The organism is Polaromonas sp. CG_9.11, from assembly GCF_015752225.1.
GTDB lineage: Bacteria > Pseudomonadota > Gammaproteobacteria > Burkholderiales > Burkholderiaceae_C > Polaromonas.
Window position 1 is genome coordinate 262,812 of sequence record NZ_JADOVE010000001.1, and the last position, 20,569, is coordinate 283,380.

The 20,569-nt window shown below is 60.7% G+C and carries 17 protein-coding genes and 1 tRNA gene; 11 read left to right on the top strand and 7 right to left on the bottom strand.

What is annotated here, in order from left to right:
- Positions 1 to 12: 12 nt before the first annotated feature.
- Both IWX85_RS01305 and mfd read right to left on the bottom strand, forming a co-directional pair.
- Entirely contained in the window at positions 13 to 1,098 is a 1,086-nt protein-coding gene (locus IWX85_RS01305; RefSeq protein ID WP_196868473.1) for a YhcG family protein, read from the bottom strand.
- Positions 1,095 to 4,586 (bottom strand): transcription-repair coupling factor, encoded by a 3,492-nt coding sequence (gene mfd / locus IWX85_RS01310; RefSeq protein ID WP_196868474.1) that lies wholly within the window; start codon positions 4,584 to 4,586, stop codon positions 1,095 to 1,097. Before mfd ends, IWX85_RS01305 begins: the two co-directional genes overlap by 4 nt.
- Before the next feature lie 33 nt (positions 4,587 to 4,619).
- Here mfd and ispD point away from each other — a divergent pair, with 33 nt between their 5' ends.
- Both ispD and ispF read left to right on the top strand, forming a co-directional pair.
- Positions 4,620 to 5,348, top strand: coding sequence for a 2-C-methyl-D-erythritol 4-phosphate cytidylyltransferase (gene ispD, locus IWX85_RS01315; RefSeq protein ID WP_196868536.1), 729 nt, complete (start codon positions 4,620 to 4,622; stop codon positions 5,346 to 5,348).
- 57 nt (positions 5,349 to 5,405) lie between these two features.
- Positions 5,406 to 5,906, top strand: a complete 501-nt coding sequence (gene ispF, locus IWX85_RS01320; RefSeq protein WP_036810750.1) for a 2-C-methyl-D-erythritol 2,4-cyclodiphosphate synthase — start codon at positions 5,406 to 5,408, stop codon at positions 5,904 to 5,906.
- A gap of 79 nt (positions 5,907 to 5,985) precedes the next feature.
- Here ispF and IWX85_RS01325 read toward each other — a convergent pair whose 3' ends face one another.
- Together IWX85_RS01325 and ompR are read right to left on the bottom strand one after the other, a co-directional pair.
- The gene (locus IWX85_RS01325) at positions 5,986 to 7,362 is read right to left on the bottom strand and encodes an ATP-binding protein (RefSeq protein WP_036810753.1); all 1,377 of its coding nucleotides are present in this window, start codon (positions 7,360 to 7,362) and stop codon (positions 5,986 to 5,988) included.
- Between the two features lie 156 nt (positions 7,363 to 7,518).
- Positions 7,519 to 8,256 carry a two-component system response regulator OmpR gene (gene ompR / locus IWX85_RS01330; RefSeq protein WP_036810756.1) on the bottom strand — a complete coding sequence of 246 codons (738 nt, stop codon included), beginning with the start codon at positions 8,254 to 8,256 and terminating at the stop codon, positions 7,519 to 7,521.
- 386 nt (positions 8,257 to 8,642) lie between these two features.
- Between ompR and IWX85_RS01335 the strand changes: the two genes are divergently transcribed.
- From IWX85_RS01335 to IWX85_RS01345, 3 genes are all read left to right on the top strand, one after another.
- Positions 8,643 to 9,371 (top strand): SIMPL domain-containing protein, encoded by a 729-nt coding sequence (locus IWX85_RS01335; RefSeq protein WP_196868475.1) that lies wholly within the window; start codon positions 8,643 to 8,645, stop codon positions 9,369 to 9,371.
- Positions 9,372 to 9,460: 89 nt separating this feature from the next.
- Positions 9,461 to 10,420, top strand: coding sequence for a diacylglycerol kinase family protein (locus IWX85_RS01340; RefSeq protein WP_196868476.1), 960 nt, complete (start codon positions 9,461 to 9,463; stop codon positions 10,418 to 10,420).
- Between the two features lie 25 nt (positions 10,421 to 10,445).
- The gene (locus IWX85_RS01345) at positions 10,446 to 11,267 is read left to right on the top strand and encodes a metallophosphoesterase (RefSeq protein WP_036810766.1); all 822 of its coding nucleotides are present in this window, start codon (positions 10,446 to 10,448) and stop codon (positions 11,265 to 11,267) included.
- A gap of 7 nt (positions 11,268 to 11,274) precedes the next feature.
- On the opposite strand, the gene IWX85_RS01350 is transcribed toward IWX85_RS01345, so the two are convergent.
- Both IWX85_RS01350 and IWX85_RS01355 read right to left on the bottom strand, forming a co-directional pair.
- On the bottom strand, positions 11,275 to 11,724 hold the full coding sequence (locus IWX85_RS01350; protein ID WP_036810770.1) for a multidrug/biocide efflux PACE transporter: 450 nt from the start codon (positions 11,722 to 11,724) through the stop codon (positions 11,275 to 11,277).
- A 355-nt stretch (positions 11,725 to 12,079) separates the two neighbouring features.
- Positions 12,080 to 12,670, bottom strand: a complete 591-nt coding sequence (locus IWX85_RS01355) for an outer membrane beta-barrel protein (RefSeq protein WP_196868477.1) — start codon at positions 12,668 to 12,670, stop codon at positions 12,080 to 12,082.
- A 248-nt stretch (positions 12,671 to 12,918) separates the two neighbouring features.
- Between IWX85_RS01355 and IWX85_RS01360 the strand changes: the two genes are divergently transcribed.
- The 3 genes from IWX85_RS01360 to IWX85_RS01370 all read left to right on the top strand — a co-directional run bounded on the left by IWX85_RS01360 (position 12,919) and on the right by IWX85_RS01370 (position 15,987).
- Entirely contained in the window at positions 12,919 to 13,764 is an 846-nt protein-coding gene (locus IWX85_RS01360) for an N-formylglutamate amidohydrolase (protein ID WP_036810776.1), read from the top strand.
- Between the two features lie 73 nt (positions 13,765 to 13,837).
- Entirely contained in the window at positions 13,838 to 14,884 is a 1,047-nt protein-coding gene (locus IWX85_RS01365; RefSeq protein WP_196868478.1) for a histone deacetylase family protein, read from the top strand.
- On the top strand, positions 14,884 to 15,987 hold the full coding sequence (locus tag IWX85_RS01370) for an NAD(P)/FAD-dependent oxidoreductase (protein ID WP_196868479.1): 1,104 nt from the start codon (positions 14,884 to 14,886) through the stop codon (positions 15,985 to 15,987). Before IWX85_RS01365 ends, IWX85_RS01370 begins: the two co-directional genes overlap by 1 nt.
- 115 nt (positions 15,988 to 16,102) lie before the next feature.
- On the opposite strand, the gene IWX85_RS01375 is transcribed toward IWX85_RS01370, so the two are convergent.
- Positions 16,103 to 16,885, bottom strand: coding sequence for a 3-hydroxybutyrate dehydrogenase (locus tag IWX85_RS01375; RefSeq protein ID WP_196868480.1), 783 nt, complete (start codon positions 16,883 to 16,885; stop codon positions 16,103 to 16,105).
- A gap of 124 nt (positions 16,886 to 17,009) precedes the next feature.
- On the opposite strand from IWX85_RS01375, the gene IWX85_RS01380 reads away from it, so the two are divergent.
- The 3 genes from IWX85_RS01380 to IWX85_RS01390 all read left to right on the top strand — a co-directional run bounded on the left by IWX85_RS01380 (position 17,010) and on the right by IWX85_RS01390 (position 20,387).
- Positions 17,010 to 17,933 (top strand): alpha/beta fold hydrolase, encoded by a 924-nt coding sequence (locus IWX85_RS01380; RefSeq protein ID WP_196868481.1) that lies wholly within the window; start codon positions 17,010 to 17,012, stop codon positions 17,931 to 17,933.
- A gap of 28 nt (positions 17,934 to 17,961) precedes the next feature.
- Positions 17,962 to 20,232, top strand: a complete 2,271-nt coding sequence (locus IWX85_RS01385) for a bifunctional (p)ppGpp synthetase/guanosine-3',5'-bis(diphosphate) 3'-pyrophosphohydrolase (protein WP_196868482.1) — start codon at positions 17,962 to 17,964, stop codon at positions 20,230 to 20,232.
- A gap of 78 nt (positions 20,233 to 20,310) precedes the next feature.
- Positions 20,311 to 20,387: transfer RNA gene (locus IWX85_RS01390), tRNA-Val, on the top strand.
- Positions 20,388 to 20,569 lie beyond the last annotated feature (182 nt).

The following is a 20,569-nucleotide window of genomic DNA, read 5'->3' on the forward strand; positions in this document are numbered from 1 at the left end:
GGCGGCAAGCATCTATTGGTCGTCGTTCCCGGCCCAGCCTTGCAAGCGCGCAGCAATTTGCTCAGGGCTGGGCAGGTCGTTGCGGTAACTGGCGGGCAACTGCGGTGTGACGGTATAGGTGGCAATACCCAGCGGCCGCGTCATGGTGCGTAGGGCGTATTCGACCATCGTTTTGGTTTTACTGCGGCAAATGACGATGCCAATCGGTGGGTTTTCGCCTTCCAGTCGGTGCTGCTGATCCAGCGTGTCGAGGTAAAACTCAATCTGTCCCTTGTGCTCGGGTTTGAAGTCGCCAATTTTCAGCTCAATGGCGACCAGGCAGCGCAGGCGGCGGTGAAACAGCAGCAGATCGATGAAGTATTCCTTGCCATCGACTTCCAGTCGGTACTGGTTGCCGACAAAGGTGAAGGCACCGCCCATTTCACTCAAAAAGCTGCGCAGGTTGCGCACCAGCGCTTGCTCCAACTCCCGCTCGGAGTGTTCTTCAGCCAGCCCTAAAAAGTCGAAAGTGTAGTGATCCTTCACCGCCAGCAGGGCCTGGGCCTTGAGGGTGTCCGGTACGGCGGCGTCAAAGTTGGTCTGTCGGTTCAGGTATTGGGCGTAGCTGTGGTTGTCGATCTGGTGCCGCAGCACGTTGGTGGTCCATCCGAAGCGGGCCGTAGCGCGCAGGTAAAACTCACGTTCGAGATCGTCCTTGCAACGCGCCATGACAAGCAGATTTTTCGCCCAACTGATTTCTCCAATCAGCGATTGGAGTTTTGGCTTGTCGCTGTATTCGTTGAAAAACTGGCGCATCAACCAGAGGTTTTGCGCTGAAAATCCGTTGCGTCCCGGAAACTCAACCTGCAGGTCACGCGCCAGGTTTTCCACCACGCCCTTGCCCCAGCCAAGTGCGGCTTGGCGCTGGCTGATGTTTTCACCCAGCCACCAATACAGCGCCAGAAGTTCTCGATTGGCCGCGCGTAAAGCCTGAAATTGCCGCTGCCGAATCTGTGACTTGATTTCTACAAGGAATTCGCCGTAACCTGGCGATTGCGCTGGCAGACTGGCCGAGTCGACAGCTTGCACAATCGCCAGATTGTTTTCCTCCGCAGTCATAGTGTCAGCATTGCTTCTTCTTTTTGCGGCTGCCCCAGACTGCGCAGCACGTCGCGCACCATCTGCGCCCGGTCTTTGGCGTCGGGCAAGGCGCGCTCGATGCGCAGCTTGTCGTTGCCGGCCAGCTTGATGTGCTTGTTTTTCTGGATCAGGTGGATGATGGCCATGGCTTCGATGGGTGGGTCTTTCTTGAAGGTGATGGTGATGGCGGCGGGCGATGCATCGACCTTGACCACGCCGTAGGGCTTGGCAATCACCCGCAGGCGGTGCACGTCGATCAGCGTCTGGGCCTGGGTTGGCAGCTTGCCGAAGCGGTCGACGATTTCTTCCAGCAGCGCGTCGATCTGTTCAGTCTTTTTCGCCGTGGCGAGCTTTTTGTAGAACGACAGGCGCAAATGCACGTCGCCGCAAAAGTCGTTCGGCAGCAACGCCGGCGCATGCAGGTTGATCTCGGTCGTGGCACCAAGCGGCGACAGCAAATCCGGTTCGTGGCCCGCCTTTAGCGACGCCACGGCTTCACTCAGCATCTCGTTGTAGAGCTGAAAGCCGATTTCCAGCATGTTGCCGCTCTGGTTTTCACCCAGCACTTCGCCGGTGCCGCGAATTTCCAGGTCGTGCATCGCCAGGTAAAAGCCTGAGCCGAGCTCTTCCATCTGCTGGATGGCGTCAAGGCGCTGGCTGGCCTGCTTGGTCAGGCCTTCAAGGTCGGGCACCATCAAATAGGCATAGGCCTGGTGGTGGCTGCGGCCGACACGGCCGCGCAACTGGTGCAGCTGCGCCAGGCCGAACTTGTCGGCGCGGCTCATCAAAATGGTGTTGGCGCTGGGCACGTCAATGCCGGTCTCGATGATGGTCGAGCACAGCAGCACATTAAAGCGCTGGGCCACGAAGTCCTTCATCACGCGTTCCAGTTCGCGCTCGGGCATCTGGCCGTGGGCGACGGCAATGCGCGCTTCAGGCAGCAGCAATTCGAGCTTTTCGCGGCGGTTTTGAATCGTGTCGACTTCGTTGTGCAGAAAATAAACCTGACCACCGCGTTTCAACTCGCGCAGCACGGCCTCGCGGATCACGCCGTTGCCTTCGGTACGCACAAAGGTTTTTATCGCAAGCCGGCGTTGCGGGGCGGTCGCAATCACGCTTAAATCCCTCAAACCTTCAAGCGCCATACCCAACGTTCGCGGAATTGGCGTAGCGGTCAGCGTCAACACGTCGATTTCAGCGCGCATGGCTTTCATGGACTCTTTGTGGCGCACACCAAAACGGTGTTCCTCGTCAATGATCAGCAAGCCCAATTGCTTGAACTTCACGTCCTGGCTCAGCAGCTTGTGGGTGCCCACGACGATATCGACCGTGCCGTCGGCCAGGCCCTTGATGGCGGCGGTGATTTCCTTGGCCGAACGGAAACGGCTCATTTCGGCGACCCGGACCGGCCACTTGGCAAAGCGGTCCACCAGCGTCTGGTAATGCTGCTCGGCCAGCAACGTGGTCGGGGCCAGCAGGGCGACCTGCTTGCCGCCGGTAATTGCAATGAAGGCGGCGCGCAGGGCGACTTCGGTCTTGCCGAAACCCACGTCGCCGCAAACCAGCCGGTCCATGGGTCGCGGGCTGATCATGTCCTGAATCACTGCATGAATCGCGGCGCGCTGGTCGGGGGTTTCGTCAAAGCCGAAGTCGTTGGCAAAAACCTCGTAGTCGCCCGGCGAATAGCGAAAGGCGTGGCCTTCGCGCGCGGCGCGGCGGGCATAGATGTTGAGCAGTTCGGCGGCGGAATCGCGGATTTGCTCGGCGGCCTTGCGCTTGGCTTTTTCCCACTGGCCGCTGCCCAGGCGGTGCAATGGCGCTTCTTCGGCACTGACGCCGGTGTAGCGGCTGATCTGGTGCAACTGGCTGACGGGCACGTACAGCGTCGCCTTGTCGGCATATTCCAGGTGCAAAAATTCCTGTACCGCAGGGGAGCCGTCCGGATTTTTCTCGCCCAGGTCCAGGTTGATCAATCCCTGGTAACGGCCAATGCCGTGGGCGCTGTGCACCACCGGGTCGCCGATGCGAAGTTCGGACAAGTCCTTGATCAGCGCTTCGACGTCACTGACCTGCTCTTGCCGCTTGTTGCGCCGGCGCGTGGTGGGGCCTGCGGCGAACAGCTCGGTCTCTGTGACGAAATCAATGCTTTCTTCAAGCCAGCTGAAACCGGTGTTCAGCGCGGCCGTGGCAATGCCGATTTTTTCGGCACTCGTCTGGAAGTCTTCGAGCGAATCGAAGGCGGGCGGGCTGACATTGCTGGCGCGTAAAAAATCGAGCAGGCTTTCGCGCCGGCCGTCACTTTCGGCCAGCACCAGCACGCGGTGGGCGGTGTTTTTGGCATGGCGCTTGAAGCCGGCCAGCGGGTCTTCGGCACCGCGCACGACGGCCATTTCGCTGAGTTTTTGAAACTGCGCGTTGTCGGCAACGTCTTCCACCGTGCCGCGCAGCGCCAGCTGGGCGTAGTCATTGGCGCGCGAATAAAACTGTTCGGCGCTTAAAAACAGCGACTCGGGCGGCAGGGCCGGGCGATCCGGCGCGTCCTTGACCAGCCGGTAACGGTCCTTGGTGTCTTGCCAGAAGCGCTGAAAGGCCGGCTCCAGGTCGCCGTGCAGCACCACCGTGGCGTTCTTGCCGAGGTAGTCGAACACCGTGGCGGTTTCTTCAAAAAACAGCGGCAGGTAATACTCGATGCCCGCCGTGGCGACGCCGTTGCCCATGTCCTTGTAAATGCGGCTCTTGGTCGGGTCGCCCTCCAGCAGTTCGCGCCAGCGGTTGCGAAATTTGGCACGCGCATCGTTGTCCATCGGAAACTCGCGTCCCGGCAGGAGGCGCACTTCGGGCACTGGGTACAGGCTGCGCTGGCTGTCCGGGTCAAAAGTGCGGATGCTGTCGATTTCGTCGTCGAACAGGTCCACCCGGTAGGGCACCAGCGAGCCCATCGGAAACAAGTCAATCAGGCCGCCGCGCACCGCGTATTCACCGGGGCTGACGACCTGCGTGACATGGCTGTAGCCGGCCAGCGTGAGCTGGCCTTTCAGCTTGGCTTCATCGAGCTTTTGCTTGACCTTGAATTCAAACGTGTAGCCGGCCAGAAAGCTGGGCGGTGCCAGGCGGTACAGTGCCGTGGTGGCCGGCACGATGACCACGTCAGCACCGGTGTCCTTGTTGCGCTGCTGGATGCGCCACAGCGTGGCCAGCCGTTCACTGATCAAGTCCTGGTGCGGCGAAAAAGCGTCGTAGGGCAGGGTTTCCCAGTCAGGAAACAGCGCGCAACGCAGGTCAGGCGCAAAAAACGCCATCTCGTCCATCAGGCGCTGGGCGGTGGCGGCATCCGAAGTGACGATGGCGGTGAGCTTGCCAGCGGATTTTTCGCGTTGCCCGAGGCTTGCCAGGAGCAGGGCGTCGGCGGAGCCAAGGGGTTGGGGCAGGGTGTAGCGTTTGCCGGTCACAAGTGAAGGAAGGTGCATCGTCCTGATTTTAGAATTTATGATGAGGCGATGATGACTGACCCCGCCGATACCCGCTGCAGCGCCCGCTTTTTTGCACTCATTCCCTGCGCTGGCCAGGGCAGCCGGGCCGGCATGGCGGGCGGACAGGCCAAGCAATACCAGGCCATCGACGGCCTGCCGATGGTGCTGCACACGCTGGCGGCGTTCCAGGCCGTCGGGCGGCTGGCTCGAACACTTGTGGTGGTGGCCCAGGACGACCGTTTTTTTGAATCAAGGGCCGGAGCGCGTTTTGATGTGGCGGCCTGTGGTGGCGCCCACCGCGCCGACAGTGTGCGCCAGGGGCTTGACGTGCTGCGCCAAGCCGGGGCTGAAGCGAGCGACTGGGTGCTGGTCCACGATGCGGCGCGCTGCCTGGTGACGCCGGAACAGATCAACCAGCTGATTGACGCCTGCCAGCACGATGACGTCGGCGGGCTGCTGGCGCACAAACTGCCGGACACGCTGAAATGCGAAGTGGATGGCCGGGTGTCCGCCACGCTGGACCGCAGCGACAAATGGCTGGCGCAAACACCGCAGATGTTTCGGATGGGTACCTTGCTACAGGCACTGGACACCGCCGAAAGTACGGGCAGCGCAGTCACAGACGAGTCCAGCGCCATTGAAGCCCTCGGCCTGACCCCGAAGCTTGTGTCCGGCAGCGCGCAAAACTTCAAGGTGACCTACCCGCAAGACTTTGCGCTGGCCGAAGCCATTTTGTTGAACCGGCGTCGGCCGGCTTGAGTCTTGGTGCCTGCTGCACAAACCTCTGACCCATTTTTGCAAAGAAAGCCGCACGCCATGAATTCAGTCGCTCCCGCCCAACTTCCCCCTTTTCGCATCGGCGAAGGCTGGGACACGCATGCACTGGTGCCCGGCCGCAAGCTGATTCTGGGCGGCGTTGAAATCAGCCATACGCTGGGCTTGCTCGGGCATTCGGATGCGGACGTGCTGCTCCACGCCATCATTGATGCGCTGCTGGGCGCGGCCGGACTGGGCGACATCGGCAGCCATTTTCCGGACACCGATGCGCGTTTCAAGGGTGCCGATTCGATGGTTCTGCTGCGCGAGACCGGCCGGCTGCTGGCCGAACGCGGTCACTGTATCGGCAACATTGACAGCACCATCGTGGCCCAGGCTCCCCGGCTGGCACCGCATATTCAGGCCATGCGCTTGCAGATCGCCCAGACGCTGGGTCTGCAGGAAGACCGGGTGAACGTGAAGGCCAAGACCGCCGAGAAACTCGGCCCTGTCGGCCAGGGCCTGAGCCTGGAGGCTCGCGCCATAGTGCTACTTTATTGATAGCTTTGAATGCCCGTGGATACTGCGGAAAAGCCTTTTTTTACTATAAAAATGCCATGCCTGAAGATGCCGCCTGTGCTCAACCCCGGCGCAGCTTGATGTGCGCTGCCAGTCCGCCGGAGCCGGTATTGGACAGGCTGAACAGCCCGCCCATTCGCAGCACGGTTTTTTCGGCAATCGCCAGCCCCAGACCTGCGCCGGTCGCCTCGGTACGGGCGACATCGCCCCTGAAAAACGGATTGGTGAGCCTGGACAGCACTTCGGATGCCACGCCGTTGCCATGGTCGCGGATTTTCAGCAGCACCCAGGCGTCGCTGACCCGTGCCGAGATGTCCACCTGCGCCATGCCGGTGTCGCTGCTTTTGCCATAGCGCCTGGAATTCTCCAGCAGGTTGGCTATCACCCGCGACAGATCGACCCGGTCGGCCAGCACCCGGGTGTTTTCCGGAATGCTGATGGCGACGTTCATGTCCGGGTAGTCGGCCACCGCATACAGCGACTGCGCAATCACGTCGTTGAGCACGATGGGCTCCAGGTGGGCCGGTTCAGGCCGGGCGTAATCGAGGAATTTGTCGATGATGGCATCGAGCTGGGCAATGTCGGCGACCATGTGCTGGCGCGCGTCCGGGTCTGCGACACTCATTTCGGTTTCCAGCCGAAGCCGTGCCAACGGGGTGCGCAGGTCATGCGAAATGCCGGCCAGCATCACCACCCGGTCCTGCTCGATTTTGGAGAGTTGCGCGGCCATTCGGTTGAAGCCGATGTTGACCTCGCGCACTTCGCTGGTTGCCACCTGCTCGTCAAGCCGGCTGGCGTCAAAATCGCCGTCGCGCATCCGGCTGGCGGCGAATGACAGTTGCTTGAGCGGCTGGTTGATGAGGCGCGCAATCACTGCGGCACCGGCCAGCGACAGCGCCGCCGCCGTGACCAGCCAGATCGCCCAGGTACTGGTGCGTGACGGTCCCAGTTGGGAAGGATCGGTCAACAGCCAGTATGCCTCGCTATCGATGGAGAAGCCGATCCACAGACCTTCCTTGTGGTTGACGGCGCCGGCCACCACGGTGCCTTTGCCAAGCCGACGGGTGAGTTCATTGGCAATCCGCTCACCGAATTCATCGCTGACGTAAGGCTCGAAGGCATCCTTCGGGTCGCGCGTCAAGATGCGCACATGCTCTTCCTCGGCCAGCGTCTTGATCAGCATGCCGCGTCCGATCGGGTCGGCATAGCGCAGCGCCACCCGGGCGGTGTTGACCAGAGTCGCCAGCTGTTGTGCACTTTGAATGGCCCGGGGTTCGGTCTCAAGCGAGCGAAATGTCTGCAACCAGGCAATGATCGAGCCGAACAGCAGCAGCGCCAGAAAGAAAAAAGTCCGCCAGAACAGGTTGATTCGTCGGCGCGGGCGCACTTCCAGCGGCGCAGGTGCGGTTTCAAGCGGGGAGGGGCGGGAAGTTTGCATGGCAAAGGGCAGGCGTCCTCGGAATTCAGACGGAACATTGAATCCGGAACGGCGCGCTGGCAGGATAATTGTCCATTATCACCCGGCCGGCATGCCTCTTTTTGACGTGGGGCAGGCTTTGTTTGAATCCGGAATCCGGAAAAAGCCGGACGTTGCTCAGTTGTTGCCGTCCGGCACGAACACGTAGCCAATTCCCCAGACGGTCTGGATGTAGCGCGGCACCGCCGCATCGGTTTCAATCAGCTTGCGCAGGCGCGACACCTGCACGTCCAGGCTGCGGTCAAAGGGCTCGAATTCCCGGCCGCGTGCCAGCTGCGCCAGCTTTTCACGCGACAGCGGCTGGCGAGGATGGCGGACCAGGGTCTTGAGCATGGCGAATTCGCCGGTGGTCAGCGGCAGTTCCTCGCCATTTTTCTGCAGGGTGCGCAAACTCATGTCGAAGGAGAACGGGCCGAAGGTGATGACTTCCTGGTCGCTCGACGGCGCGCCCGGCACTTCGGCGGTGGGCCGGCGGCGCAGCACGGCGTGGATGCGGGCGAGCAGTTCGCGCGGGTTGAAGGGCTTGGCCAGATAGTCGTCGGCACCGACTTCAAGGCCGACGATGCGGTCCACATCCTCGCCCTTGGCCGTCAGCATGATGATCGGTGTGCGGTCATTGGCCGCGCGCAGGCGCCGGCAGATCGACAGGCCGTCTTCGCCCGGCATCATCAGGTCAAGCACGATCAGGTCCACCGCGTCACGCAGCATGATGCGGTTCAGCGCCTTGCTGTCTTCAGCCAGTATCACGTCAAATCCCTCTTGGGCCAGGTAGCGGCGCAACAGATCGCGAATGCGTGCGTCGTCGTCAAGAATCAGGATTTTGTCGGCACGGGCGTTGGATTGTGATTGGAGCATGGTGGTCTTTTAATTTGTAACAGAGGCCATTTTGAGGGCGGAAAAAAATCAATGTCTCTTTTTTCTATCAATAAAACTTTTTATTACCAATATTTCTATTTATGCCATTTACCCTGGCAGGGGTCTGGATCGCTGCTTTCTTCTATCCAATATGGCTACTGTAAAGACAGTAGTGGGAGGGTCGCGTTGACAGGATTCGTTTTAAAAAAGGCGTTGCAGGCCGGAAGGCTCTACCGGGTTTTAGTGGGCTTATGCTGAGCGGCTGTACGCATGACGAGCGCGAAGCCGCAGTTTGTTGTCTGGGTCTCGTTATGTCTCGGCCTGGACCGAAGACCGGTCTTTGACGGTTCGAGTGCGTTTTATGTCTTAGTCAAAGGTAATCCAATATGCTGACTGCTACTAAATCAATAGCTGCATGTGCAATTGCAATATGCGCAACTGGCGGTTTTGCTCAAAATATGCCGAATGAAGCGCTGAAGAACGTGGCTCAGCTTTCCGCAAGTGGTTCGGTCGAGGTACAGCAGGACCTGTTGTCGATTTCGCTGACCACGAGCCGCGATGGGCTGGATGCCGGCACTGTGCAAACGCAGCTCAGGCAGGCGCTTGACGCCGCGCTGACGCAGGCCCGGATGGCCGCATCGCCCGGCCAGATGGACGTGCGCACCGGCAATTTCAGCCTGTACCCGCGTTACGGCAAGGATGGCAAGATCAACGGCTGGCAGGGATCAACCGAACTTGTACTTGAAGGCAAGGATTTTCCGCGTATCACTGGTGCGGCCGGCAAAATACAAACACTGAGCCTGGGCAGCGTCAGCTTTGCCTTGAGCCGCGAGCAGCGCGCTCGGGTCGAAGGCGAAGCCCAATCGCAGGCGATCGAGCGGTTTAAGGCCAAGGCGAGCGAGGTGTCCAGCGCTTTCGGCTTTGGCGGCTACGCCTTGCGCGAAGTCTCGATCAACACCAACGACCAAGGCCCAATGCCGCGTCCGCGTGCGATGGCCATGAGTGCCAAATCCGAGATGGCCGACGCCCCGGTGCCCGTCGAGGCCGGAAAGAGCACGGTGCTTGTCAATATTTCGGGATCCGTGCAGATGCTGACCTCGCCGGCCCGTCCCTAGGCCTGGCGTAGCAAGGCAAGCCCGGGGACCGGCCTGAAAAGCGGATTTGGCTGACAGCGGGGGCAGTAACGCCGGCTTATCCTTCCGGCATGACCGACACCCAGGAAATCGCCCGCCACGGGCCGCTGTTCATCGTATTCAACGGGGGGTCGGGTCGTCGCGACGCCGAAGAGGAAAAGCAGACCATCAGCCGCGTGCTGCAGGAAGGTGGACGTCAATTTGAATTCCTGCAATGTGAAGGGAGCGAGAAAATTGACACGCTGGCAAGGCGTGCTGTGGACCAAGCTACGGCACGCCGCGGCGTAGTGGTGGCCGCAGGCGGCGATGGCACCATCAATGCCGTTGCCAATGCCGTGCTCGGAAGTGGCTGCCCTTTTGGTGTGATTCCCCAGGGCACTTTCAATTATTTTGGTCGGGACAATGCGATTTCGCAGGACAGCGGCCAGGCGGCCCAGGTCCTGCTGAGGGGCCGCGTCGCACCGGTCCAGGCCGGCAAAGTCAATGGCCGGCTGTTCCTGGTCAATGCAAGCGTTGGCCTTTATCCCAAGCTGCTGGAGGACCGTGAAGCCTGGAAACAGCAGTTCGGGCGCAGCCGCTTGGTGGCGTTTGTCTCGGGCATGGCGACGCTGCTGCAGGCCCGGGGCCAGCTTGACCTGCGCATTGAGTCGGCCGGCCAGTCCGTGTCCTTGCGAACGCCCACGCTGTTTGTCGGCAACAATCGCCTTCAGCTTGTCCAGGCGGGCATCAATATGCAGCAAACCGATGCAATGGAACAGGGGCAACTGGCTGCAGTGGCGGTTCGACCGATAGGCACGCTGGCCTTGTTTGGCCTGCTGTTGCGCGGCGTTCTCGGGCGGCTCGGGGAAGCCGAGAACATCCGCAGTTTTTCCTTTCGCCGGCTGACGGTCACGCCGCGCCGGATGAAACGCATCAAGGTGGCCACCGATGGCGAAATCGTCTGGATGCAGACGCCGCTGGTTTTTGAAGTAGCGCCCGAGCCTTTGCTGCTGCTGGTGCCAATGCCGCAAGACGAGGCGCAGATTGCATGAGCGATGACCTGACCCGGGCTGGCCCGTGAGCAGCCTGCTGCAAATTTCCGATCCGCATTTCGGCACCGTCCAGCCGGCAGTGATGCAGGCGCTGGCGCAACTTGCCAGGGAGCAGCGGCCCGATGTGCTGGTGCTGTCTGGAGACATCACGCAACGCGCAAGAGCGTCGCAGTTTGCTCAGGCGCGTGCATTTTGCGACAGTCTGACAATTCCGCAGTGGCTGGTCATACCAGGCAACCACGACATTCCACTGTTTAACCTGTACCAGCGTCTGTTCACGCCATATGCACGCTTGCGCCAGGCTTTCGGCCCGGCGCTGGAGCCGGTGCTGTCGATACCCTGGCTGCATGTCATTGGTGTAAAGACGACGCGGCGCTGGCGGCACAAGAACGGCGAGGTATCTGGCGCGCAAGTCAAGCGGGTGGTGGCCGAATTGCAGCGTTCCGACCCGGGTCAACTGCGCATCGTCGTGGTCCACCAGCCGGTGCATGTGATGCATGCCGAGGACCAGCACGACCGCCTGCGCGGCTGGGAAACGGCCGTGCGGGCATGGTCAAAAGCGGGCGCAGACATCGTCATGGGAGGGCATATCCACCTGCCCTCCCTGTGCGACCTGTCGGCGCGCCTCGACGGGCTGGAGCGTCGGCTCTGGAGCGTTCAGGCGGGTACTGCGCTTTCCAGCCGGGTGCGTGCGGGCATCCCCAATTCGGTCAATCTGTTGCGCTGTCAAGGCCCTGGCGAGCCACCTTCGTGCCGCCTGGAGCGCTGGGATTTTCAGGCTGCCAGCGGCTGTTTCGAATGCGTCGAGTCCAGCGAGTTGCCGCTTGGGCGCGCTGTCATGGGCTGATGCGCTGTCATGCTCCCGCTTGGGCGCGCCGGATTTTTCGGGCAATCAGGCGTGCCCGCAGCACGTCGTAGGTCCAGTTGAAGAAAAACGTGTAAGGCAGGAAAAACAGTGCAATGCCGATGTCCAGCACGAAAGCCTGCCACAGGCCAATGTTGAGCCACCAAGCGGCCAGTGGCACGATCGCCAGCACCAGTCCGATCTCGAACAGCACGGCATGAACGGTGCGCGCCACCATTGTCCGGTCAAAGCCCAGGCGGCGCTGGGTGCGGTCGAACAGGAAATTAAACAGCATGTTCCAGCTCATCGCAATGAGCGAGATCATCAGTGTCAGCAATCCGATATGCGCCAGCGGGTAACCCAGAAGCCAGGCACCGAGCGGCGCGCAAATGGAAATGGCCAGCACCTCGAACAGCAAAGCCTGGAAAAAACGTTCACTGACTGACTTGTCGGGATGCATGGGGCGGGATTCTGTTCTGGAGTCGAGCAAGAGCGCAAAAAAAACGCATTTTCGCTGATCGGGGGGCCACCGGATTGCAACGGACCAAGTGGACATGACTGCCGGATTTGATTCCGTCTTTGAATCAATCCTTACCTTGGCGTGAAGCCTTTGACCGTTCAACCGGGCCACAAGGTCAGGCAAGGTCATACCGGATTGATTTGGAAACTAACTAGCAACCGAATCTGCCATTTCTGCAGCATGCATAAGGGCGCATGCTATGTATTCAATAGCAATAATGCAAGTATAAAAGCGAAAAGCCTGCAAACAACGGTTTACAGGCCCTGGATTCCCGGCACCAGCCGAGGCGAAAAGCTTAGAAACGGTAACGCAGGCCAACCGTGGTGGCATTGACGCGGTCGCGCCCGTCGCCGGCGAACTTCAGCTTGTGCTCGTCGTACTGCAATACGGCCGACAGCTGAGGATTGAAGGAATATTCCGCGCCGATGCCGTACGAAACGCCAAAGCCGTTTTCCTTGCCCGAGGTGACACGCGAGCCCGGGAGCGCCGACACGTCGGTGCGGCCATAGGTGGTGCCAAGCTTGCCGAAAATGTTGAACGACTGGGTGATCGGTGCCCGGCCGACCAGGCTGAGGTTGATGCCTTCGGCCTTGGTGTTGCCGCCGGCCCGCTGAATCTTGCCGAAATTGGTGTAACCCAGTTCAAACCCGAAATTCGGGGTAAAGAACGTGCCGGTGTAGATGTTGTAGACCGTGTCGGTGTCATCCGATGCAAAAGGCCCGATTCCACTGCCCAGCGAATAATTTGATGAACCAAGGTTCAGGCCCGCATAACTCGCTCCGGGGGAATACAAGGCGTAATTGCTCTGGGCGTGTGCACCCGCAGCGGCCGCGATCGCAGCGACCGACAGGATGGCGGCTGAAAAGCTACGGTTGGTTAATTTCATGATGCTCCTTAGGTGGGTAAGTGGGGCAGGCACCGAGTTGTGACCAGAACTTCGGGCAACAATTATTGATTAATTTTAGGGAAACGGGCTGTTGCGACTGTGGGGGCAACAGGCAAAGCTTTGTAGGACAGAAGGCTGGTTTAAGAGGATTTTCTAAAACCTTTGGCTGACCCCGCCTTTTTTCGACCCTCCGCAACTGCCTTCAACCTGCTTGTGCGCAGCGCGAAGGCTGCTGATAAAGTCGCATCATGCAGCTCATCACTTATCTTCCCGGCAACAGTGCGCTGGTGCTTGACTCACCCCACAGTGGTGTCGTTTATCCCCCGGACTTCCTGTACACCTGCGAAACGTCGATTCTGCGCAAGGCCGAAGACACGCATGTTGAAAAGCTCTACGACTTTGCGCCCGGTTTGGGCGCGCACTGGATCGAGGCGCATTTTCCGCGCAGCTACCTCGATGCCAACCGCAACACCACGGAGCTCGATGTTTCCCTGCTGGACGAGCCCTGGCCTGACCCGGTCGCAATTGATCCGGTCGTGCTTTCCAAGGTACGGCTCGGCAAGGGGCTGATCTGGCGCACGACGGACGACGGCTTGCCGATCTACCAGCGCAGCCTGTCGGTGGAAGAAGTGATGCATCGCATCGAACACTGCTGGAAGCCCTACCATGCGGCCGTGGCCGAGGCGATTGATGCGGCGCATGCTGGACACGGCTATAGCCTTCATGTCAACTGCCATTCGATGCCGGCGATCGCCTCCAGCCACGCGACCAATTTCCCGGGCGAAAAGCACGCCGACTTCGTCGTCGGCGACCGCGACGGCAGCACTGCCATCCCGGCCTTGTCTCAACGGGTCTGCGCGCATCTGACGGCGCTGGGCTACCGCGTGGCCTACAACCATCCGTACAAAGGCGTGGAACTGGTGCGGCGCTACAGCGACCCGGCATCACAACGCCACAGCATTCAGCTTGAAATCAACCGCAAGCTCTACATGAACGAGGAAACACTCGAGTTGACGGCCGGTTTTGACACGCTGAAGACGCATCTGCGGTCATTGGTCGAGATGCTGCTCAAGACCGATCCCCGGCAGCTGTGACCGTGCCAGGCTGCTGCAAAGTCTGTCTTTTTCCATGCGGGCGTTGCGGGTTCGCATTTCCGGATCACAACCGATGATCACTTTTTTCAATGACAGCCATCAGGCGCATGCACCGGAATTTGAGTTTTTCCGGGGCGAGCGCGTGGCCTGCTTTGAAACCCCGGAACGTGCCGAATACGTCAAGGCTCGGCTGACCGAACGTGGCCATCATTTGCAGAGCGCCCAGGTTGACAGCCGCGCCGTACTGGGTACGGTTCATGCGCCGCGCTACCTGGACTTCCTGGAGCATGCCTGGCGTGACTGGCTCGCACTGGCACCGGGCAATGACCGCTGCCAGCCTTTTCCTTCCATCTGGCCGGTTCGCAGCCTTCGCAGCGACATTGAGCCGCTCAATTTCATCGCGCGTCTTGGCCTGTATTCCATGGACAACGGCTCGCCGCTTTCGGCGGGCACCTGGCAGGCCGCGAAGGCTGGCGCCGATGCAGCGGCCAGCGCCGCGGCCCTGGTGGCTGCGGGCCACGGCGGCATACGCGCGGCCTTTTGCTGCAGCCGCCCGCCCGGGCACCATGCAGGTGCCGATTTCATGGGCGGCTACTGTTTCCTGAACAACGCGGCAGCGGCGGCGCAGTCAATGCGCGACGCCGGGGCTGGGCGCGTGGCGATCCTGGACGTTGACTACCACCATGGCAACGGCACGCAAAGCATCTTCTACGGGCGCCCCGATGTACTGTGCATCAGCGTGCATGGCGACCCGCTGACCGAGTACCCGTTTTTTCTGGGCCATGCCGACGAGACCGGACAAGGGGAGGGCGAAGGCTTCAACCTGAACCTGCCCTTGCCTGCCGGCTGCGCCGCATCGCGCTGGTTCGAGGCGCTGGAGCAGGCGTGCCAGCGCATCTGCCGTTACCGCGCCGATGCGCTGGTGGTCGCGCTGGGTCTGGACACATTCGCAGAAGACCCGATTTCGAAATTCGCGCTCCGGTCAGGCGATTTCAGCCGGCTGGGCCGGCGACTGGGTGCGCTGGGCCTGCCCACGGTCTTTGTGCTGGAAGGCGGTTATGCGGCGGCCGCGCTGGGGGTCAATGCGGTCAATGTGATTGAAGGTTTTGAGGAGGCTTGATGGAAAAAATCGAATGCGTGGTGATTGGTGCGGGCGTGGTGGGGCTGGCCGTCGCGCGTGCCCTGGCCTTGCAGGGCCGGGAGGTAATGGTGCTGGAAGCGGCCGACGCCATCGGCACCGGTACGAGTTCGCGCAACAGCGAAGTCATTCATGCGGGAATCTATTACCCGCAGGGCTCGCTCAAGGCCCTGCTCTGCGTGCAGGGCCGGGCCATGCTCTACGACTACTGCGCGGCGCGTGGCGTGGGCTACAGCCGCTGCGGCAAGCTGCTGGTGGCCACCAGCGACGAGCAGGTGGCGCAGTTGCAGGGCATCATCAGGAAAGCCGCAGCCAACGGCGTGCATGACCTGGTGCTGATGTCGCGCGAGCAAGCCCAGTCCTTGGAGCCTTCGCTGCAATGCGTGGCTGCCGTGCATTCGCCCAGTACCGGTATCGTCGACAGCCATGCGCTCATGCTGGCCTACCAGGGCGACCTGGAGAATGCGGGCGGGCTTGTGGTGCTTAATTCGCCTCTGGCGCAAGCCCAATGTGCACCAGGCGCTATCACTTTGGTAGCAATGGACGGCACCGAATTGCAGGCCAGGTGGGTGGTCAATTCGGCAGGACTGCAGGCACAGGCGCTGGCGCGGCGCTTTGCCGGACTGCCTGCGCAGGCGGTGCCTCCCAGCTATTACGCCAAAGGGAATTACTTCACCCTGGCCGGCCGCTCGCCGTTTTCCCGGCTCATCTACCCGGTACCGGAGGCCGCAGGGCTGGGCGTTCACCTGACCATCGACCTGGGCGGACAGGCCAAGTTCGGACCCGATGTCCAGTGGGTTGAATCGGCCGATGATCTGGTCGTGGATCCGGCGCGCGGCGATGCCTTTTATGCCGAGGTGCGCAAGTACTGGCCGGACCTGAAAGACGGCGCCTTGTTGCCGGGCTATGCCGGCATGCGTCCCAAAATCCAGTCGCCAGACGAGCCCGCAAAGGATTTCATGATCCAGGGGCCTGCCGCGCATGGCGTGGCCGGGCTGGTCAATCTGTTCGGCATCGAGTCGCCGGGACTCACGAGTTCGCTGGCCATCGGCGAGTACGTGAGCCGGATGCTGTCGGAAGCGTGATGCCATTTCTGCCATAAAGCCGCAGTTGGCAGCGCCCGCCATGCCGTACTACGGCCCTGTTCGTGGCGGGCTCCTATCTTTATCTTGAATAGGAGAGGCAACCAACCAAACCGGTTTATTGCGCGGCCCAGCCTCCGTCCATGTTCCAGGCCACGCCGCGAATGTTGGCGCCGGCGGGCGAGCAGAAAAACACCGCCAGCGCGCCCAGTTCCTCGGGCGTGGTGAACTGCATCGAAGGCTCTTTTTCGCCCAGCAATTGCTGCTTGGCCGCTTCGTTGCTGATGTCGCTCGCCTCGGCACGGGCATCGACCTGTTTTTGCACCAGTGGCGTGAGCACCCAGCCCGGGCAGATGGCATTGCAGGTCACGCCGGACGTGGCGTTTTCAAGCGCCGTCACCTTGGTCAGCCCGACAAGGCCGTGCTTGGCCGCCACATAGGCCGATTTTTCGGCCGAACCCACCAGACCATGCACCGATGCCAGATTGATGATGCGGCCCCAGCCCTTGCCGCCGTCGGCTGCCTGCATGGCCGGCAACGCCAGGCGCGTGGCATGAAAGGCGCTGTTCAGGTTGATGGCGATGATTGCGTCCCACTTTTCAGTCGGGAAATTTTCAATGCGGGCGACATGCTGGATGCCGGCGTTGTTCACCAGGATATCGACCTGGCCAAACTCGGCAGCGGCAAACTTCATCATGGCTTCAATCTCGGCCGGTTTGCTCATGTCGGCACCGTGGTAGGCGACCTTGACACCCCGCGCGGCAATCTCGGCCTTGGGACCGTCTACATCGCCAAAGCCGTTGAGGACAATGTTGGCCCCCTGTTCGGCCAGCGCCTTGGCAATGCCCAGGCCGATACCGCTGGTGGAGCCGGTGACAAGAGCTGTTTTACCTTTGAGCATGAAATTCCTCCGGATGATTTACGATGGTTGACTTGTAACGGGACCGCATTTGGTGCGCCAGTTGGCGCAAAACCTGCACACACAATCATCAAGCTTACTCCAGCCTTTTCCTGAGACCCACACCATGACCCAGCCCAGCCTGAACCACGTGACCTGTCCCGATGCCGCTGACGGCCACCGCATGGCCTATTGGCAATGGGGCCAACCTGACAGCCCGCATGTGGTGTTGTGCGTGCACGGTCTGACCCGCCAGGGCCGAGACTTCGACGTGCTGGCGCAAGCTTTGTGCGCGCAAGCCGGCGCATTGGAAGGGGCGGGTGTTCGCGTTGTCTGTCCCGATGTGGCAGGCCGGGGAGAAAGCGAGTGGCTGAAAGACCCGATGGGCTACCAGGTGCCCGCTTATGCGGCAGACATGCTGGCGTTGCTGGCGCAGCTTCACGCGCAGGCGCCCATCGCCACGCTCGATTGGGTCGGCACCAGCATGGGCGGGTTGATCGGCATGGTGGTGTGTGGCCAGCCGGGCTTGCCGCTGCCGGCGCCGGTGCGAAAACTGGTGTTGAACGACGTCGGTCCCGCGTTGCAATGGCGGGCGATTCAACGCATTGGTGCCTACCTGGGGCAGTCCGGTCATTTCGATACGCTTCAGGAAGCGGCCGATGCGATGTGGACCATCTCCAGCAGTTTTGGCCCACACACTCCCGAGCAATGGCTGGCACTGTCGCGGCCGATGGTCAGGCCGGTGGCGCCAGATGCCGCAAGTCCGCTGCGGCTGCACTACGATCCGGCCATTGCCGTTCCGTTCAGGCTGGCTGACGAAGAGGGTGCGCAACAGGGCGAGGCCATGCTCTGGCAGCTTTACGATGCCATCCAGGCTGAAACGCTGGTGGTGCGCGGAGCGCAATCCGATCTGCTGAGCCCGCAAACTGCACTGTCCATGACGCAGCGCGGGCCATGCGCCAGACTGGTCGAGTTCGGCGGCGTCGGGCATGCGCCAACACTGCTTGCGCAAGACCAGGTCGCTGCAGTGACAGGTTTCCTGATCCGGTGAGGAATGACAACAAGGCGACAGAGATTTCATGAAAAACAAAGCGGCCGGAACGCATATCCTTTCGGCTTCCACAGACGCACCCAGTCCCATCGTCATGGCCACGGCGGACAACCTGGCCGATCAGCCGCACGCGGTAGCGCGCGCGCGCGCTTTTGCCGAACCGCTGATTTCCTGCGAAGTGATGGACACCGGCGAAAACGTTCTGGCGCATGCCGACGCGGTGGTGGCGATTCTCAAATCCATTGGCGGCTCAGAGGCCATGCAGGCGGCCACTTACCTGGTGCACGCCTGCCAGCACCTGAACAAGCCGCTGGACGTGATTGCCAAGGCTTTTGGCCCCAGCTATGCCGCGCTGGCAGTGGAAACCACCAAGCTGATCTATGTGCAGCGGCAGACGCGTGCAGTTGACGGCAAGTCCCATTTGCATGACGACCCCGCCGCCCAGACCGAGAACGTGCGCAGGATGCTGCTGGCATTCTCCCGCGACCTGCGGGTGGTCATGCTCCGTCTGACTTCCCGTCTGCAGACCCTGCGCTATTACGCTGCCAGCCGGCAGGCCACACCGAGGGCATTGGCGCATGAGTCGTTGCATGTTTTTGCACCGCTGGCCAACCGTCTGGGCATCTGGCAGGTCAAGTGGGAGATGGAAGACCTGTCTTTTCGCTTCCTCGAACCTGAAACCTACAGGCAGATCGCCAGGCTGCTCGATGAAAAACGCGCCGAGCGCGAAGTTTTCATGGAAGCCCTGCGTATCCAACTCGAACGGGACTTGAACTGCAACGGCATTGCCGCCCTGGTGCAAGGTCGGCCCAAGCACATCTACAGCATCGTCAAGAAAATGCGCGGCAAATCGCTCGATTTCGACCAAGTGTTCGACATTCGGGCGATGCGCGTGATTGCCGCCGACGTGAAGGGCTGCTATGCCGCCCTGGGTTTTGTGCATTCATGTTTCGAGCCCATAGACGGGGAGTTTGACGACTACATTGCCAAACCCAAGGCCAATGGTTACCAGTCGCTTCATACGGTGGTCCGTGAGAAAAACGGGCGTGCAGTCGAAATCCAGATCCGCACGCAGGCCATGCACGACCATGCCGAACATGGCGTGGCGGCGCACTGGGCCTACAAGGAGGCGGGTACCAAAGGTTACGCCGGCGTTTCGGCCAGCGGAGAGTACGACGCCAAGATCGCGGTCCTGCGGCAGTTGCTGGCCTGGGAGCGGGAACTTTCCGCGCCAGCCGCGCAGCGCGCCCGCGATGCCAACCAAGGCCTGTTCGAAGATCGTATCTATGTGTTGACGCCCGATGCCGCCATCGTGGAATTACCCCAAGGCGCCACGACGGTCGACTTTGCCTACAGCGTCCATACCAGCCTGGGCCATCGCTGCCGTGGTGCGCGCATCGACGGCGCGATGGTGCCGCTCAATACGCCGCTGCAAAACGGTCAGACGGTTGAAGTCATTACGACCAAGGAGGGCGGGCCATCCCGCGACTGGCTCAATCCCGAACTGGGCTTCCTGCTGAGCAACCGTGCCAAATCGAAGGTGCGGGCCTGGTTCAACGCGCTGGCTGCAGAGCAGACAGTAGCCAAGGGCCGGGAAGCCGTTGAAAAGCTCCTGCAACGTGAAGGCAAGACAGCCATGAAGCTTCAGGATCTGGCGCTCCAGCTGGGTTTCAAAACAGCCGACGATCTGTTCGAGGTGGTGGGCAAGGACGAGTTTTCCCTGCGAACCATTGAAACCATGCTCAGGCCTGCAGAACCCGTCCTGTCGCCAGACGAGTTTGTCCTGGCCAAGAAGCCACGGCAGAGCGACAAGTCCGGCAGTGCCGGAAAAGGCGGCCAAGGCAGTGTGCTGGTGGTGGGGATGGATTCGTTACTGGTCCAACTGGCCAAATGCTGCAAGCCTGCGCCCCCGGATGTCATCCTCGGGTTTGTTGCCAAGGGAAAGGGCGTGAGCATCCACCGAAGCGACTGCAGCAATTTCCGTAATATGGCCAGTGGCAGTCCTGACCGGGTAATTGAAGTCGAATGGGATTCGGCCAAGGCTCCGGATAAAGCGGTTTACCCGGTGGATGTCGCCGTGGAAGCGGCCGACCGGCAAGGCCTGCTGCGCGATATTTCTGAAGTGTTCGCCAAAGAAAAAATGAACGTCATCGGCGTGCAGACCCAGTCGGTCAAGGACAATCGCGGCGGAACTGCCTGGATGACCTTCACGGTCGAGGTGCCTCAGTCAGGTCGGCTTCACCAGGTGCTCGGGATCGTCGGCAATGTACCCGGTGTACGTACAGCCCGAAGACGGTGAATTGATTGAACTTATTTTTATGCCGCTTTCAATACCCGTGTTTTGCACTGCTAGAATACGAGCTTCGAATAGATATTTAGGCGCGTAGCTCAGCTGGTTAGAGCACCACCTTGACATGGTGGGGGTCGTTGGTTCGAGTCCAATCGCGCCTACCAATTTTTATGAATTGGTTTTCCTTTGTATGTTTTGTCTCCATCGAGAAAAACATTTGCAAAAGACAATTCATAAACAATTGCGTAGATCAAGACATTCCTAGAATGTACCGAACCCCGCCCAACATGGCAGGCAGTCGTTATTTCCTGGAGTCATCATTGCATAACAAAAAATCCGTTACTTC